This window comes from Agrobacterium sp. H141, from assembly GCF_057158725.1.
In genome coordinates this window covers 3,003,149-3,019,041 of record NZ_CM169893.1, presented here as the reverse complement: position 1 = coordinate 3,019,041, position 15,893 = coordinate 3,003,149, and the positions used below count along the sequence as shown (strand labels likewise).

17 protein-coding genes are annotated in these 15,893 nt (G+C 58.8%); 8 read left to right on the top strand and 9 right to left on the bottom strand.

Annotated features, from left to right (window positions below; genetic code table 11):
- The first annotated feature begins 126 nt into the window (after positions 1-126).
- Complete coding sequence (locus ACWPM9_RS14025; RefSeq protein ID WP_484755510.1) at positions 127-1,344, top strand: GGDEF domain-containing protein; 1,218 nt, start codon at positions 127-129, stop codon at positions 1,342-1,344.
- Positions 1,345-1,386: 42 nt separating this feature from the next.
- Here the strand turns inward: ACWPM9_RS14025 and ACWPM9_RS14020 are convergent, their stop codons facing one another.
- The 3 genes from ACWPM9_RS14020 to ACWPM9_RS14010 form a co-directional block, all read right to left on the bottom strand.
- The gene (locus ACWPM9_RS14020; protein WP_428185218.1) at positions 1,387-1,731 is read right to left on the bottom strand and encodes a DMT family transporter; all 345 of its coding nucleotides are present in this window, start codon (positions 1,729-1,731) and stop codon (positions 1,387-1,389) included.
- On the bottom strand, positions 1,728-2,288 hold the full coding sequence (locus ACWPM9_RS14015; protein WP_484755509.1) for a TetR/AcrR family transcriptional regulator: 561 nt from the start codon (positions 2,286-2,288) through the stop codon (positions 1,728-1,730). Before ACWPM9_RS14015 ends, ACWPM9_RS14020 begins: the two co-directional genes overlap by 4 nt.
- Before the next feature lie 237 nt (positions 2,289-2,525).
- Positions 2,526-2,789, bottom strand: a complete 264-nt coding sequence (locus ACWPM9_RS14010) for a hypothetical protein (protein ID WP_484755508.1) — start codon at positions 2,787-2,789, stop codon at positions 2,526-2,528.
- Positions 2,790-3,045: 256 nt separating this feature from the next.
- On the opposite strand from ACWPM9_RS14010, the gene ACWPM9_RS14005 reads away from it, so the two are divergent.
- On the top strand, positions 3,046-4,002 hold the full coding sequence (locus ACWPM9_RS14005) for an IS481 family transposase (RefSeq protein WP_484755507.1): 957 nt from the start codon (positions 3,046-3,048) through the stop codon (positions 4,000-4,002).
- On the opposite strand, the gene ACWPM9_RS14000 is transcribed toward ACWPM9_RS14005, so the two are convergent.
- The 6 genes from ACWPM9_RS14000 to alr all read right to left on the bottom strand — a co-directional run bounded on the left by ACWPM9_RS14000 (position 3,999) and on the right by alr (position 10,077).
- Positions 3,999-4,211, bottom strand: a complete 213-nt coding sequence (locus ACWPM9_RS14000; protein WP_428185215.1) for a hypothetical protein — start codon at positions 4,209-4,211, stop codon at positions 3,999-4,001. The genes ACWPM9_RS14005 and ACWPM9_RS14000 overlap by 4 nt on opposite strands.
- 132 nt (positions 4,212-4,343) lie before the next feature.
- Positions 4,344-5,084: an SDR family NAD(P)-dependent oxidoreductase gene (locus ACWPM9_RS13995; RefSeq protein ID WP_428185214.1), complete on the bottom strand. Its 741-nt coding sequence runs from the start codon at positions 5,082-5,084 to the stop codon at positions 4,344-4,346.
- A 17-nt stretch (positions 5,085-5,101) separates the two neighbouring features.
- Complete coding sequence (gene purF / locus ACWPM9_RS13990; RefSeq protein ID WP_484755506.1) at positions 5,102-6,595, bottom strand: amidophosphoribosyltransferase; 1,494 nt, start codon at positions 6,593-6,595, stop codon at positions 5,102-5,104.
- A 130-nt stretch (positions 6,596-6,725) separates the two neighbouring features.
- Entirely contained in the window at positions 6,726-7,307 is a 582-nt protein-coding gene (locus ACWPM9_RS13985; RefSeq protein WP_428185212.1) for a CvpA family protein, read from the bottom strand.
- A 115-nt stretch (positions 7,308-7,422) separates the two neighbouring features.
- Complete coding sequence (radA, locus tag ACWPM9_RS13980; RefSeq protein ID WP_428185211.1) at positions 7,423-8,826, bottom strand: DNA repair protein RadA; 1,404 nt, start codon at positions 8,824-8,826, stop codon at positions 7,423-7,425.
- A 96-nt stretch (positions 8,827-8,922) separates the two neighbouring features.
- Positions 8,923-10,077: an alanine racemase gene (gene alr / locus ACWPM9_RS13975; RefSeq protein WP_484755505.1), complete on the bottom strand. Its 1,155-nt coding sequence runs from the start codon at positions 10,075-10,077 to the stop codon at positions 8,923-8,925.
- A gap of 107 nt (positions 10,078-10,184) precedes the next feature.
- On the opposite strand from alr, the gene ACWPM9_RS13970 reads away from it, so the two are divergent.
- From ACWPM9_RS13970 to ACWPM9_RS13945, 6 genes are all read left to right on the top strand, one after another.
- The gene (locus ACWPM9_RS13970; protein WP_428185209.1) at positions 10,185-11,042 is read left to right on the top strand and encodes an AraC family transcriptional regulator; all 858 of its coding nucleotides are present in this window, start codon (positions 10,185-10,187) and stop codon (positions 11,040-11,042) included.
- Between the two features lie 69 nt (positions 11,043-11,111).
- Entirely contained in the window at positions 11,112-11,810 is a 699-nt protein-coding gene (locus tag ACWPM9_RS13965) for an AzlC family ABC transporter permease (protein ID WP_484755504.1), read from the top strand.
- A gap of 1 nt (position 11,811) precedes the next feature.
- The gene (locus ACWPM9_RS13960; protein WP_428185207.1) at positions 11,812-12,114 is read left to right on the top strand and encodes an AzlD family protein; all 303 of its coding nucleotides are present in this window, start codon (positions 11,812-11,814) and stop codon (positions 12,112-12,114) included.
- A gap of 118 nt (positions 12,115-12,232) precedes the next feature.
- Positions 12,233-13,732, top strand: coding sequence for a UbiA family prenyltransferase (locus tag ACWPM9_RS13955; RefSeq protein WP_484755503.1), 1,500 nt, complete (start codon positions 12,233-12,235; stop codon positions 13,730-13,732).
- Positions 13,733-13,801: 69 nt separating this feature from the next.
- Complete coding sequence (locus ACWPM9_RS13950; RefSeq protein ID WP_484755502.1) at positions 13,802-15,508, top strand: hypothetical protein; 1,707 nt, start codon at positions 13,802-13,804, stop codon at positions 15,506-15,508.
- A complete protein-coding gene (locus ACWPM9_RS13945; RefSeq protein ID WP_484755501.1) occupies positions 15,505-15,891 on the top strand; it encodes a DMT family transporter in 387 nt (128 codons plus the stop codon). Before ACWPM9_RS13950 ends, ACWPM9_RS13945 begins: the two co-directional genes overlap by 4 nt.
- Positions 15,892-15,893 lie beyond the last annotated feature (2 nt).

Below are 15,893 nucleotides of genomic sequence, written 5' to 3'. Positions count from 1 at the left end.
TGGTCAAGGGGCGTGCCTGCGCTCCGTTGTCTTTTGACATATGTGAGCAATGCTCACGTAACGTAAAGCTTTTTAAAGACCATGTGCCCTAGCGTGTTGTAACGCCCCCGAGACGAGTTGTCCGCTATGAATGATCTGTTGCATCTGCCGACCCTGCTGGTGTTGTTTGCCGCGACGATTCTAATGGCCGGTATTCTTCTCATCAGGGCGTCGATCAGAAAGCCTGCAAGCCCGGTGGTCAAGGTCCTGATCGCGGCGGCACTGACGGGATCCGCCGGAAGTCTCATCCATGGTATGCGCGGCAGCCTGCCGCTTTGGTTCGAAACCTCCGTCGGTCTCACCTTGGTCAATCTGGGAGCCGGATTGTTCTGGCTCGGCGTCGTCCTGTTCCATGGGCGAAGAGCTCATTTTCTGTATGCCATTCTTGGTGCCATTCTCTGGTTTGCCTATTCGCTTGTACCGGCTGTTCATGCATCGGTAGTTTTGCGCAGCATCGCAGTCTCCCTGGTTCTCGGTACCTATGCGACGCTGTCCGGTTGGGAAATCAAAAGAGCGGCCGCCGATGAACCTCTTCCGTCCCGCATGATTGTCGCAAGCGTGAACATCGCCCGTGGCCTGGGCTGGTTTATGATCATCCCCCTGACATTCCTGCTTGGGCCGAGCTATCTGCCGGATGGGAGCCATGCCGGATGGTTTGCCCTGTTGACCCTCTGTATGACGCTGGTGGGGATTGTCTGCCTTGTCGGCTTGCTGGTGCTGTACAAGGAACGCGATGGCCGCATTTTCGAGCTGGCTTCGGAGCGCGATTCCCTGACAAACATCCGCAATCGCCGCTCGTTTGTGAAGCATGCGCAGGACCTCCTGTCGGATACGGCATGCCAGGAGTGTCTGTTGCTGCTCGATATTGATGACTTCAAGACGATCAACGACACCCATGGCCATGCAGCCGGCGATCAGGTGTTGATAGCCGTTGCGCGGTTGCTCCAGAGCAAACTCTCGCCGCAGTGGAATTTTGCCCGTATTGGCGGCGAGGAATTCGCATGCCTCATTCCCGGTCAGAGCCTGGAACATGCGCTCGCGACCGCCGAAGCCTTACGTCAATCCATTGAAGAGATGGTGACGCCATTTCAGGGTAAAGCGCTCAAAGTCACCACGAGCATCGGCATTGCCCGGCGCAGTAATGTCGACCAAGGGCTCGACGATTTGCTGGCGGCGGCCGATCGAGGTCTTTATGCTGCCAAGGATGCCGGGCGAAATTGCGTTCGACTGGCACCTGTCGTCACGGTTTTCAGCGGCGATAATGGTGCGATGCCCAGTCGTCAGATAGCGTCGGCTTCCGCTTGAAGCCTCGCCAATATAAGGGCAGCAGTCTTCACCTCTTCGAATTCAGTGCGAGACCGTCGACGAGAACACGTTGATGACGACAATGCCGGCAATGATCAATGCAAGCCCGATAATGGCGGCAAGATCCAGCCCCTGGCGAAAGACAAACCAGCCAACGGCAGACACAAGAACGATGCCGAAGCCGCTCCACAAGGCATAGGCGATGCCGACAGGCAGCGTGCGCAACGCAATAGACAGCATGTAGAACGCGGCTCCATAGCACAAAAGGCTCATCACAGATGGCCATAGCCGTGTGAACTGCTGGGTCTGCTGCAAAAGGCTGGTGCCGGCGACTTCGAAAGCAACTGCGATCGCGAGAGAGCCGTAGGTGACATAGACAGGGTTCATGATAGGCGCTCTCGGGTCATGGCGTTCAGTTGTTCAGTCATGGCGCGCACCTCGTTTGGCGCAGCGGCCGTGCCGGTAATGGTATCGAGCCAGAGCCCGTCTGCCGCAGCGCGGGCAATCCTGAGAGTAAGGTTCGCACTCTCGCCATGGTCGGAAAGCTTGCCGCCAATCCACTGCGCCCAGCTCTGGCGAAGATCGGCATCGGCAAGCGTAGACACGTAAAGTGCGGCCCAAAGCGGTTCGCTTCCAGCTTTTCCCTCTGCCAGAACGGCTGCAATATAGGCGCGGCTGAACCGTCCGTAAGGGGCGTGGTCCGCGTCCATGCGCTCGTTGAGATCAAGGTCGAAACGCTCGATGAGATCGTCGAAAACGGCACGGATCAGCACTGCCTTGCTGGGATAGTGGTGGAAGAAGGCCCCCTTGGTCACGCCGGCCTCCAGGCACACTGCATCGACTGTCACGTCTGCAATGCCACGATGCGTGGCAATTCTCGCTGCCGCATCCAGCAGCATGCGCCGCACCTTTTCAGGCTGTTTCTTTCTCTGAATGGCTTTCATAACTAAACATACCAACTAAAAGGTATGTTTCAAGGGCGTATCGACTATTTACTGACAATTCTCGGATTTTTACGCGCTTTTGAATGTCACGGTCCATGCCGCGATTGCCCGGCCATATCTCGGGAGAGGGCTTCGCGCTTTATGTCGCCCGAACATCGACCTTGCCTCTTCAGGTCGGGCTGGTTCACGGAACCCCGTCAACCAATGTCGATGGCCAAATCTGGAAAATTGCGCGCTTCAGTGAAGCTCCCGCTCTGCCGCGATCATTGTGTCGATCATCAGCTGCCGGGTCTGGTCGGCGGGAACGGCCGAAAGGACCAGCCGCAAGGCCTCCAAGGCCGCGGCCTCGCCATGCTCCATTTCGAGGCGCACAACGGTCGCCACGATCAGATTGGCTGAAGCGGCGGCAGCTTCCCTCTGTATCTCGGTCAGTTCGCCATTGCCGGGATCAGTGCGCGTCTCTTCCGCATGAGACAGAAGATGCACGGTGTCCTGCGTCATTGAATTGAAAGAATCTGTCAGAACACGCTCCATCGCAATATGACAAAATTGTTACGATGAGAAAGCTGACAATTAGCTGACGGTCAGATGACAAACGCGATCTGCTGCGCAGCATGCACAGCCAATTCGACGCTGCCGCGCCGGTGCCAAGGCGTGAACGCGGCGTGTCTAGCTGTGAGCTTTCAGGAGGTTGTCCATTCGGAGCGGATTTAGGAGACTGGAGTTACCACACCTCAGACCTCCAGGATCGCTCCGAATGAACATCCACAAGAATGCCCGACTGACGCCGCTCCGTCGAGAAGAAATGGCTGCCGCTGTTCTTGGCGGCAGGCTGTCGAAAGCGCAGGCCGCGCGGGTCTATCGTGTTTCACCGAAAATCGTTTCTCGCTGGACGGAACGCTTCAAGGCATCGGGCCTGGCGGCAATGATGGATCGTTCGTCGCGTCCTGCCAGTAGCCCGCGACAGACGGACGGAAGTGTTGTCGAACGTATCCTCTATCTTCGTAGACAACGTCTGACCGGCAAGCACATCGCCATGGAAACCGGCGTGTCTCCTGCTACCGTCAGCCGCGTTCTCAGGCGGGCTGGTCTATCCCGGATGAAGGATATCGATCCAGCCGAACCTGTGGTCCGCTACGAATATGCCGAACCGGGCGGCCTGATCCATCTCGACATCAAGCGCCTTGGCCGTTTCGATCGTGTCGGCCACAGGATCACAGGCGACAGGACCAAGCAGAGCAACTCGCGCGGTGTCGGCTGGGAATATGTCCATGTCTGCATCGACGATGCCTCGCGCATCGCTTTCACAGACATCTTCCCGGATGAAAAAGCCGTCAGCGCCATCGCCTTCCTCAAAGCTGCCGTTGCCTATTATGAAAGTCTTGGCGTCACGGTCACGCGCGTGATGACCGACAACGGGTCCTGCTATGTCGCCAAGGAGTTTGCCAAGGCCTGCAAGGCGCTTGGCCTGAAGCACATTCGAACCAGACCCTATACGCCAAAAACCAACGGCAAGGCCGAACGCTTCATTCAGACCGCCTTGCGGGAGTGGGCGTATGCACGAGCCTATCCCTCGTCAGCAATCCGGAAAACGCATCTGCCAAACTGGACCCACATGTACAATTGGCATCGCCCTCACGGCGCACTAAAATCAAAAACACCAATCAGTCGCCTCGGCCTGCCCCGAGACAACCTGTTGAGGTTCCACATCTAGCCAGCCTCTTCCGGGGGAGCATTGTTAATCAGCGCGTTGCCGACTTGCTTGCGCCATTCATTGCTGGTCATGGCAGAGCTGATCAACCGCATGGCTTCCAGAACCGCTTCCTTGCCATGCTCGCGATTGAGCCGCACCATCGCGGCGGCGACGAGATTTGCAACGGCCTCTGCCTGTTCTTTCTGGACGTCGGTCAGGTCCGGTGGCATGACCACTCCTTGAAAGGGCTGCATGTTCCTGAGGCAGGAAAGTTTCGCCTTGTGCGGTGAAACCTCCGTAAACCTACTACTCCAGATTTTGGCGGGCGGCAATCAACGCCCGGGGAAGGCGAGGTAGGTTACCTATTCCGGCAGGCGGTAGTCCTTGAGCTTGCCTTCGCGCACCACGAACAATTTGCCGGTTTCGGTCAGCTCGGGACCGCATAGCGGAAGAAGTGCCGATGCAACGTCGCGCGGATGGGGCAGCGTATCGGGATCTTCGCCCGGCATCGCCTGTGCGCGCATGGCGGTCCGTGTGGCACCGGGATCGACCGAGACGATCTTGAGCGGCAGCCGCTTCGTCTCGCCGGCCCATGTGCGTGCCAGCGCTTCGACGGCGGCCTTGGAAGCGGAGTAGGGCCCCCAGAACGGCTTGCACGACTGCGCAGCACCCGACGACAGGATCAATGCACGTCCCTGATCCGATTTGACAAGCAGCGGTTCCAGCGAGCGGATAAGACGCCAGGTTGCGGTGACATTGATGGTCATCACCTTTTCAAACACCTTGGCCTCGACATGGCCGATGGGCGAGATAACGCCCAGCACGCCGGCATTGGCGACCATGATGTCAAGCTTGCCCCAGCGTTCGAAGATCGAACCGCCCAAGGCGTCGATGGCATTCATGTCGGCGAGATCGAAGGGTACAAGCGTTGCAGAACCGCCGGCAGACTGGATGGCATCGTCCAGCTCTTCCAGCCCGCCGATGGTGCGCGCGCAGGCAATGACATGCGCACCGGCCTTGGCGAGTTCCAGCGCCGTGAAATAGCCGATGCCACGTGAGGCGCCGGTGACGAGCGCGATCCGCCCCTTCAGATCAACTGTCATGCTTTATTCCTTGCCGCTCAGCCCGCGCTGGCGAGCATCGATATCTTGTTGCCGACCGACTGGTCACTCTGCTTGTCGAGAAGACGTGTTGGATAGTCGCCGGTGAAATAGTGGTCGGTAAATTGTGGATTGGCGGCGTTGCGCGGTTCACCGCCAACGGCCATGTAGAGCCCGTCGATGGACAGGAAGGCCAGCGAGTCGGCGCCGATATATTTCGCCATCGCCTGTTCGTCTGCATACTGGTTGGCCAGCAGCTTGTCCCGGTCCGGCGTGTCGATACCGTAGAAGTCGGGATAGAAAATCATCGGGCTTGCAACGCGGATATGCACTTCCTTGGCGCCGGCATCGCGGATCATCTGCACGATCTTGACGGATGTCGTGCCGCGCACGATCGAATCGTCGACCAGCACCACGCGCTTGCCTTCGATCATCGCCCGGTTGGCCGAATGCTTGAGCTTCACGCCAAAGGCGCGGATCTGCTGTGTCGGCTCGATGAAGGTGCGGCCCACATAATGATTGCGGATAATGCCGTATTCGAACGGAATGCCGCTCTCCTGCGCAAAACCGAGTGCTGCCGGCGTGCCGCCGTCGGGAACTGGCACGACAACATCGGCCTCCAGTGGCGCTTCCTTGGCAAGGTTCACGCCCATGGCCTTGCGGGTCTGGTAGACATTGCGGCCGCTCACGACGGAATCGGGGCGGGCAAAGTAGACATATTCAAACAGGCAGGCACGCTCCGGCTGCGGATGCGCCGGCATGCGCGACTCGATGCTGATCGAACCATCGGGCTGGATCTCGCAAATGACCACTTCGCCATTGCGCACATCGCGAACGAATTTGGCACCGATGATATCGAGCGCACAGGTTTCCGACGCGAAGATCGGAACACCATCCAGATCGCCCATCACCAGTGGACGGATGCCGATCGGGTCGCGGGCTGCAATCAGCTTGGTGCGCGTCAGCGCAACCATGGCATAACCACCTTCCATCTGCCGGATGGCATCGATGAAACGGTCGGTCGTGGAAGCATGGCGCGAGCGCGCGATGAGATGCAGAACCACCTCGGTATCCGAGGTCGACTGACAGATCGCGCCGGTGGCGATGATCTGGCGACGCAGCGTCAGTCCGTTGGTGAAGTTGCCGTTATGGGCAATGGCGATGCCGCCTTCTTCCAGTTCGGCAAACAGCGGCTGCACATTGCGCAGGGCCACTTCGCCGGTCGTGGAATAGCGGGTGTGCCCGATGGTCATGGCCCCTGGCAGTTTCGCAAGCGTTGCCGGATCGGTGTAGTGGTCGCCCACAAGGCCCATATGCTTTTCGGTGTGAAAATGCTTTCCATCGAAGGACACCATGCCGGCGGCTTCTTGTCCGCGATGCTGAAGCGCATGCAGGCCAAGTGCGGTCAGCGTCGCTGCATCGGGGTGGCCCAAAATGCCAAACACGCCGCACTCTTCATGCAGCGTGTCACCATCGAGGATATTGTCTTCACGGACGGAATGCGGGTGGTTCATTGCGGCAACCCTTGGCTACGTGTGCGAATTGGCCATATGGCGACACAGGGGACGTTTTTCCAGCCATGGCCGTGAACGGGCGTCCATTGATCGCATTTGAGGGCGCTTTTGCGGCAGATACCGCTCGGCGTCAATTGTTTGTTGCAGGTGCGTCCTCGGCAGGCACCTGTTCGGCGGGCGTATTGCCCTCCGCATCTTCCTTGCCGAGAATGCGTGCCCTGAGCTTAGGCTCGATGTCTTCCGGAAGCACGGCTTCCAGTTTCAGCACCAGCGCATCCAGGAATGGCTTCGATTTCGCTTCATTGACCCAGTCAGGACGCTGGCGAACGTCGATCAGCCAGTTCCAGAAGGCAACGGCGACCACCAGTAGCAGAATGCCGCGCGCCGCGCCGAACAGAAAGCCCAGCGTGCGGTCCAGTGCGCCGATGCGGCTGTCGATAATGAAGTCTGCGATGCGCGACGTGATGAACGAAATCACGATCAGCGCGATCAGGAACACGATGCCGGCAGCGGCCGCAAGCGCGATCCGGTCGTCCGATGTGTAGTTCTTGATATAGGGCAGAATGAACGGATGCAGATAATAGGCGGCAGCCACTGCGCCGGCCCAGCTGGCAATCGAAAGAACTTCGCGCGAAAATCCGCGCACCATGGCGAGTACGGCAGAAAACAGAACGACGCCGATGACAATACCGTCGAAAATCGTGATGGGCATAAAATCCAACTCCACAAGACCCGGCTTGCGGCCCCCGTTTGCCGCTGCCACCGTCACCGGTGGAGCCATTCTCTCTTATTTCGGCCCGACGTGCAAAACGCCACAGGCAAAATCTTCAATCCCCGTCGTTTTCTCCTTTGTTGCGCAAACTGGCTCCCGCAATACGCGCGACCAGATCCGGCAGGCTTTCGATCTCGCTGAGGCGTTTGCCCGCACCCTTTGGAAGGTCCGGAGACGCCGCCGGCAGGACCGCTGAGGAAAAACCGAGCTTTTCGGCTTCCTTGAGGCGCTGGGCAGTATGCGCAACAGGTCGGACGGCGCCCGACAGGCTGACTTCGCCGAAATAGACGCAATCTGCGGGAAGGGCAAGCCCGGCAAGCGATGAAACAAGGGCTGAGGCCACAGCCATGTCGGCGGCTGGCTCGCTGATGCGGTATCCACCGGCAATATTGAGGTACACATCGTGCTGTCCAAGCCGCACGCCGCAATGGGCTTCAAGCACCGCGAGGATCATTGCCAGTCGTGATGAATCCCAGCCGACGATGGCGCGGCGTGGCGTTCCAAGCGAGGTCGGTGCAACCAGTGCCTGCACTTCCACCAGCACAGGCCGCGTCCCTTCCATACCGGCAAATACGGCGGCACCGGGGGATTTTTCATTGCGTTCGCCCAGAAACAGTTCGGACGGGTTTGCAACCTCGCGCAGGCCCCGGTCGGACATTTCGAACACGCCGATCTCGTCGGTCGGTCCAAAGCGGTTCTTGACGGTCCGCAGGATGCGGTAGTGATGGCCTCGGTCGCCCTCGAAATAGAGCACGGCATCAACCATGTGCTCGACCACGCGCGGACCGGCAATCTGGCCTTCCTTCGTCACATGACCAACCAGAACCATCGTGGCGCCGGTCTGCTTGGCAAAACGGATCATGGCTTGCACGCCGGTGCGCACCTGCGTGACAGTGCCCGGCGCACTGTCTGCCGTGTCGCTCCAGAGTGTCTGGATCGAATCGATGATCACCAGATCCGGTCGCTTGCCTTCTGAAATGGTGGCGAGGATGTCCTCGACATTGGTCTCGGCTGCCAGCAGCACATCGGTATCGGCCGCGTGAAGACGCTGCGCTCTCAGGCGCACCTGCGCAACGGCTTCTTCGCCGGATACATAAACGACGCGCTGGCCCTTGCGCGACAATGCGGCGGCTGCCTGCATCAAGAGCGTGGATTTGCCGATGCCGGGATCGCCGCCGATCAGCACGGCCGAGCCCCGGACAAACCCGCCGCCGGTTGCCCGATCCAGTTCCGCCATGCCGGTCGCGATGCGCGGCGCCTCTTCGATCTCGCCGGACAGGGCGGTCAGAGTAACCGGTTTGCCCTTTTTCGGCGTCTTGCCGGGTCCACTGCCGATGCCACCCATCGGGTCTTCTTCGACAATCGTGTTCCACTCGCCACAGCCATCACACTTCCCAGCCCAGCGGGAATGTACGGTGCCACAGTTCTGGCAAATGAATTGGGTTCTCGGTTTGGCCATGCAGTCTACGCTTCCGGTGGTGTGATAAGAACAAATACGGAACGAGCCTCTTCTAGACCGCTTTCCGTTCGCTATCAAGCCATCGTGGGAAAGCGATCAAATGTCCTCTTGTTCGACATATCGGCGCTCATATCGCAGGCCCATGCCTGTCAGCATTTCATAGCCGATGGTGCCGCCGGCGCGGGCGACATCGTCGAGCAGCATGTTCTGGCCGAACAGTTCGACATAGTCGCCGATCTTGAATGCCTGCTCCGGAACATCGGTCATATCGAAAATGGTGATGTCCATGGTAATGCGTCCGATCACCGGAACCCGGTAGCCGGCGATAAAGCCGAAAGCCCCTTCGCTGACCCTGTCGCGCAACGGGATGCCGTGGCCGGAGAGGGAGCGCAGGTAACCGTCGGCATAGCCGACGCTGACAGTGGCAAGCCGGCTGTCACGCGAAAGCCTGTAGCTTGCGCCATAGCTCACCGTTTCCCCGGCCTTTGCAGAGCGTATCTGCAAAATGCGCGCCTCCGCCGTGGCCACGGGTCGCATCGGGTTTTTCACTCCCGACACGGCCTCACCGCCATAAAGGGCGATGCCCGGACGGGTCAGGTCGAAGTGATAGTCTGGGCCATGAAAAGTGCCGGCAGAGGCGGCCACACTCGCCTCGATACCGTCGAATGCCGCACGAACGGAGCGGAATGATTGCAGTTGCTGCTGGTTCATCGGGTGTTGAGGGTCATCGCCGCACGCCAGATGGCTCATGACCAGAACTGGCGAAAAGCTCGCCGGGCGGGAGACGTCGCTCGACAGTTCCATGGCGGCCTCCATGGGCAGCCCAAGCCGGTTGAAGCCGGTATCCACATGCAGCGCGCAAGGGTGATCGCCATGGTTGGAGACGGCGGACATCCAGAAGGCAAGCTGCTCCTCCGATGCCAGAACAGGCACCAGATCATTGTCGAAGAAGGTTTGTTCCATGCCCGGCCAGACACCGGACAGCACGAAGATGCGTGCCTCCGGCGCATAGGGGCGAAGCGTTTCGCCTTCGGCGGGAACTGCGACGAAGAAGTCGCGCGCGCCGGCGTGATAGAGCGTGCGCCCGACATCTTCTATGCCCAGTCCATAGGCATCGGCCTTTACCACGGCGGCGGCGCGGGCCTTGCCAGAGCGCTTTGCCATGTCCCGCCAATTATCGGCAATGGCCGGCAGGTCAATCGTCAGGCGCAAAGGCGCGGAGTGGAAGTGTTCGTCGGGGTCGAATTTCATGGGGGATTGGGACATCGAGATTCACGAATAGGGGAGGAGCCTTGGGTTCGGCCGAACCTAGCACTTTTATTCAAGACCGAAAGGCTGCCATGCGCTAATATTTTGCCATGCACAATGTCTCGCAACAGGATGCCGCAACGGAAATGCCGCTCATAGGTGGAGAGCATGCCAGCTTCTGGCGTGACACCCGCTTTGGCGGCATGGAGTGCCTGAGTGCGACCTTCCAGACCCACGCCTATCCGCCCCATGCCCATGAGACATTCTCCATCGGGGCCATCGAAAACGGCAGCCAGATTGCCAGTATCAATGGGGCACGGGAAGAAACCGGCCCCGGCAATCTCTACCTCATCAATCCCGAAGTTGTGCATGACGGTGCGCCGGGTGCAGATGGCTATCGCTATCGAATGATCTATCCGGGCCACGACCTCTATCGCGATATTCTGGAGGATGTGGGCGGAAGGGCAGTTCACGGCAGCCCGGCATTTCAAAGAGGCCTGCCCAAGGATCCCGAACTCGCCGCCGCCTTTGCCCATGCCCACAGAGCACTGGAGCAAAAGGCCGGTGCCCTGGAGGGCGAGGAGAGCATGTTCCGCGTTCTGGCGGCAATCTTTGCTCGACATGGCAGCCGAATTACAGCACCTGTCGATACAAAGGAGCGGACGGCGGTGCGCCGCGCCCGCGACTATCTGAGCGACAATTATGCAACCGACATCGGATTGACCGAACTGGCCCGCATTGCCGGTCTGTCTCGCGCGCATCTCATCCGTGCATTCCGGCGCGAATATCACATTACGCCGCACGCCTTTCTGACCGATGTCCGGGTGCGCCAGGCGCGCGCCATGCTGATGCTTGGAAAGGCGATTGCCGATGTCGCCTTCGATTGCGGCTTTGCCGATCAGGCCCATTTCACCCGCCACTTCAAGGCGCGTACCGGCATCACCCCGGGCCAGTTTCGCAACGCTTGACACTTTCCTTCAAGACCGACGGATGTCGCACGTCTATTGGCAGAGACCCGATGCCAACAGGACGTGTTCATGCACCAGTGTTCCAAGATTGAAGAATTTCTAAAGGGTGCGCGCCGCATCCTGCCCCTGATGATCGCAGTTGTTCCCGTCGGCGCGGTCTTTGGGGCCGTCGCTGCAACCAAAGGCCTGTCGCCGGCCGAAGCCACGCTGATGAGCGCACTGGTCTTTGCCGGAGGATCGCAGTTCGTGGCCATGGATATCTGGTCTCACCCCGCCAGTTGGGTCTCTGTCGGTTTTGCAGCTCTGCTCGTCAACTTGCGCCACGTTCTGATGGGGTTCTCCATTATTCCGAAACTGGAGAGGTTCAGCAAATGGCAAAAGGCAACAAGTCTGTTGTTTCTGGCCGATGAGATATGGGCTGTCGCCGAATTTCACGGGCGCCAGACAAGGCTTACGTTTTCATGGTTTGCGGGTGCCGTGATGCCGTTCTACTCAGCCTGGGTCCTGTCAGCCCTGCTCGGGGCAATGCTTGGAAGCGGGATCGGAGATGCGGCGGTGCTTGGGCTGGATTTTGCCTTTCCGGCGGTCTTCATCATTCTCATTATGGGGTTCTGGAAGGGCAGGGATACAGGGCGGGTGCTCCTGGCCAGCGCTGGCTGCGCCTTGATCGTCCAGTATTTCATCCCCGGCGTCTGGTATATCGCCGCCGGCGCCGTGGGTGGCATGCTGGCCTCGGCTGTGTCGCCCAGACGCGCGGTTGAGACGTAAGATGACGATCGATCCGGTCACCCTCATCGCCATCCTCGCAATGGCTGCCGCCACTATCGCAACGCGCCTCAGCGGACTATTTCTGCATCGCATGATGTTCATGTCCGACGAGCGCAGGCGCGTGCTCGATGCCATCCCGCCGGCAGTCTTGGCCGCAGTCGTTACCCCGACGGCCCTCGCCACCGGTTGGGCAGAGACATTGGCCTGTGCGGTCACGGCCCTTGCCGCGAAACGCCTGCCGTTTCTGGCAGCCCTTTGTCTCGGCATTACCAGCGTAGCGGTGCTGCGCCGGCTGGGGCTGTGACAACCGGCATTAAGCACATTTGGTAGTTCTTCTGTGATGATAAACGCCCAGATGGTAACTATGCCGAACGGTTGCACGAAACAGGTGCAAGCCCGGTATCGCAATGGGGGCGAAGAGGGTGACGATACGGCAAGAAAAACGGAGTGACGACGCGGGAGCCGAAGTCGATTGCTCGTCGCAGCCTGTGCATGAGGCTTGCGCCAGCGACAAGACACCCCTGATCGTCGATCTCGATGGAACGCTTGTCAGGACGGACCTGCTCTATGAGAGCTTTTTTGACACGTTGTCGCGTGACCCCAAGCGTCTTTTCGATACGGGCTTGGTGCGCAAGTTCAGCCGTGAAGGCTTGAAGGCAAAACTGGCCACAACTTCGCGCATCGACTACGCGCAGCTTCCCTACAATGAAAAGGTTTTGGCGGTTGTCGAGGAGGCCCGAAAAGAAGGGCGCAAAACCTATTTGGCCACAGCCAGTCATCAAAGTCATGGCGAAGGTATCGCTGAGGCACTCGGTCTGTTCGACGGCGTCTTTGCCTCCGATGACAGTGTCAACCTGAAGGGCGCGCGCAAGGCTGAGTTGCTGGTCGCACAGTTCGGCGAGGGTGGCTTCGATTATATCGGCAATCACGACAGCGACCATGAAATCTGGAAGCATGCGCGCCGCGCCTATAGCGTCGATCTGGCGGTATCATCGTCGAAACGATTGACCCGCGAGCACGCAGATCACGTGGTTGTCGAGGAAAGACGCTTCGACTTCAAGGCACTGATCAAGGGTTTGAGGCCACACCAATATGCCAAGAACGGGCTGGTCTTTGTGCCGTTGCTGACGGCGCATCAGTTCAATCTCTTTGCGATCACGCATGCCTTGATGGCGTTCGCAGCCTTTTCGCTGTGTGCGTCCGGAGCCTATCTCCTCAACGATCTCCTCGACATTCAGTCGGATCGAGGACATCCGACCAAGAAGAACAGACCCATCGCTTCCGGTCGACTGCCGATTACGGTTGCGATCGCACTTGCACCCATTTTGACCGTTCTGTCCTTCTTGATCGCCTTTGTTGTTTCGCCCGCATTCTTGCTGGCGCTTGCCGTCTATTACGTCGCGACCAACCTCTATTCCTTCACCCTGAAGAAGCGGATGTTTATCGATGTCGTCGTCTTGTCTTTGCTTTACACGCTGCGGGTCTTTGCCGGAGCGGCAGCGATTGATGTCGTGATCTCCGAATGGCTCTTCGCGTTCTCTTTGCTCATCTTCACGGCGCTTGCGCTGGTCAAACGCTATGTCGAGCTCTCGACCCGACTCGACAAGGGGTTGGATGATCCGTCCAGTCGCAATTACAAGATCGCCGATCTGCCGATTATCGCCGCACTTGCGGCATCGGCCGGCATGAACTCCGTCATGGTTCTGGCACTTTACGTTTCGTCGAACGACGTTGCCCGTGCCTATAGCCATCCACATATTCTGTGGGGCTTGTGCCCGCTGTTCCTGTACTGGATTGCGCGCATCGTCATGCTGGCCCATCGCCGATATGTCGATGAGGATCCCATAGCCTTTGCTCTCAAAGACGACCGCAGCTGGGCCGTCGGGCTGATTGCCATCGCGCTTGTGCTGGTGGCTCATTGAGCGGCGGGGACGAATGATGAATCTGGACCGCTCTCTATCGTGCAGGTTTTCGCAAGCGAGGAAAGCGCCATGACCTCTGTGAGTGAAGCGCCGAAACGCGGAAGCCTTGGCCTGTTTGACGTTTCGCCCTGGATCGCCATCCTGCCGGCGACGCTGTTGACCTTCCTGTTTTCCGGCTATGCACCGATATTCAACAACAATATCTATCACCTGCCGATCATGCTGGAGAGCTGGAACTTGCCGCAGTTTCAGGATGATGCCTTCATCCAGTCACTGCGAAACTTCTCGTCCGGCTTTTGGCTTTTGTTCTCAGGCGTCGGCCACTACATCGCCCCGAGGGTTTTTCTAACTGTATGGCTTGGGGTCACGCATCTCGCTTTTTTGGCCGCAGGGCTGCATTTCGCCGGAAGTCTCGGCTATCGCGACCGCCGCCAATTGAACCTGTTCGTCCTGCTCTTCGCGGTCTCGTCGATGACGGTTGGGCTGACCGTGGGCGGCGGCGGGTTGATGCTCAGCAATTTCACCCATTCGGAACTGGCCAACGCCACAATGATCTTCGGTCTCTCCTTTGCGCTGAGACGGCAATATGGCCAGGCAGCAGTGCTCACATGCGCGACCTTCTTTCTCAACGCCTTCATGGCGGTATGGATGATCGCGCCATTGCTGCTGCTGGCAGTCTACCAGTTGTCGTCCGGTACGCTTTCCGTGAGCAAACTGCTACGCGATGGCCTTGTCGGCAGCGCCGTCGGCCTGGTCTTCCTGCTTCCGCCCCTTTTGAACATCGTCAATAATCCCGAACTGGCCGCACCCCTTGATTTTTCCTATCCGGAATTCCTCTGGGATTTCTATCCGCCGCATTTCTTTTTGAACTCTGTGCCAGCGCGCGAATTGATAAAGCTGCTGGGATTGTTGCTGATCCTGTTCCTGTCGGTCAGGTTCCATGGCCGGAAATCCATGGAATTTCAGATGGTGGCACTCGGGGCTGTGGCAGTCATTGGCATTGGCGCGCTTGTGCCTGAGGTTACCGATGCACGCCTTGTCCTCAACCTGCATCTGATCCGTGGTGCTGTGATGGTGGCGATCCTCGCGCCGCTCAGCTTGGCGCTGGTTGTCTCCCACTGGCTTCTTTCCCCGCAAAATACATTTCGAAAACGCTATGCGTTGATGCTGGCCGGTATTCTGATCGCGCCGATCCAGCTATCGCCCCTGGCGGTTTTGGTTCTGGGCTATGTTCACATCGCTGAATGGCGGGCATCCAGGCCCAAGTGGCGAACGGACCGGTTTTTGAACAAGGCCGCCTGGGGTTTCCTGGCGCTTTGCATTGTGGTGGTGCCATTTCGCATCCATAAAGCGATTGACTGGTCTTTGACGACAGATGAAGTCACTGACACCTGGTCTCGTCTGGGGCGATGGGCAATCCAACAAACGCCAGCGGATGTCAGCTTTTTGCTTGTGCCTTCTGCAGACGAAAATCCGGCGCTTGGTTTTGGAGAAACATCGATGCGCAAGATTTGGATCTCCGGCGAATTTGGCGCCGCGGTGATGTGGTCGCCGTCCTATTACCCGCTCTGGCAGAACCGTATGATGGCGTTCACGCGCCTCGCCACACCGCAGCAACGCCTGCAATTCGCGCAGCTGGCGGAGATCGACTATCTGGCAATGCCGTGCGATCGAACTGTCACGCAGGAACCGGCTCACCGCGAAGGCCCGATCTGCATCTATCGAACCAGTATGGCGACCGGCTATGCGTCGCGCTCCGGGGGCAATCTTCCATGAACTATCTTCTGATCCTGATCAGCGTGTGCCTGAGTGCCTTCTCCCAGGTCATCCTGCGCTACGGCATGACCCGTCCGCTGATCGTCGAGGCGATGTCGGGAAACGCCTCGCTTGCGACGATCCTGATGGCAGTCGCCAGGTCGCCCTATGTGATCGCAGGTCTTGCCTGTTACGGTTTCGGCGCTGTCCTCTGGCTGTTCGTGCTGTCGAAGATCCCGGTTTCCTTCGCCTATCCCTTTGTGTCTCTCGGAATCGTGCTCACGACGATCACCGGCATCGTCGTGCTCCGGGAGAGTATCAGTATCAGCTCTACCTTCGGCGTCATGCTGATCGTTGCCGGCATCTTGGTCATGGCACTCGGTCGGGGGCAGGTGGGGACGTAGGC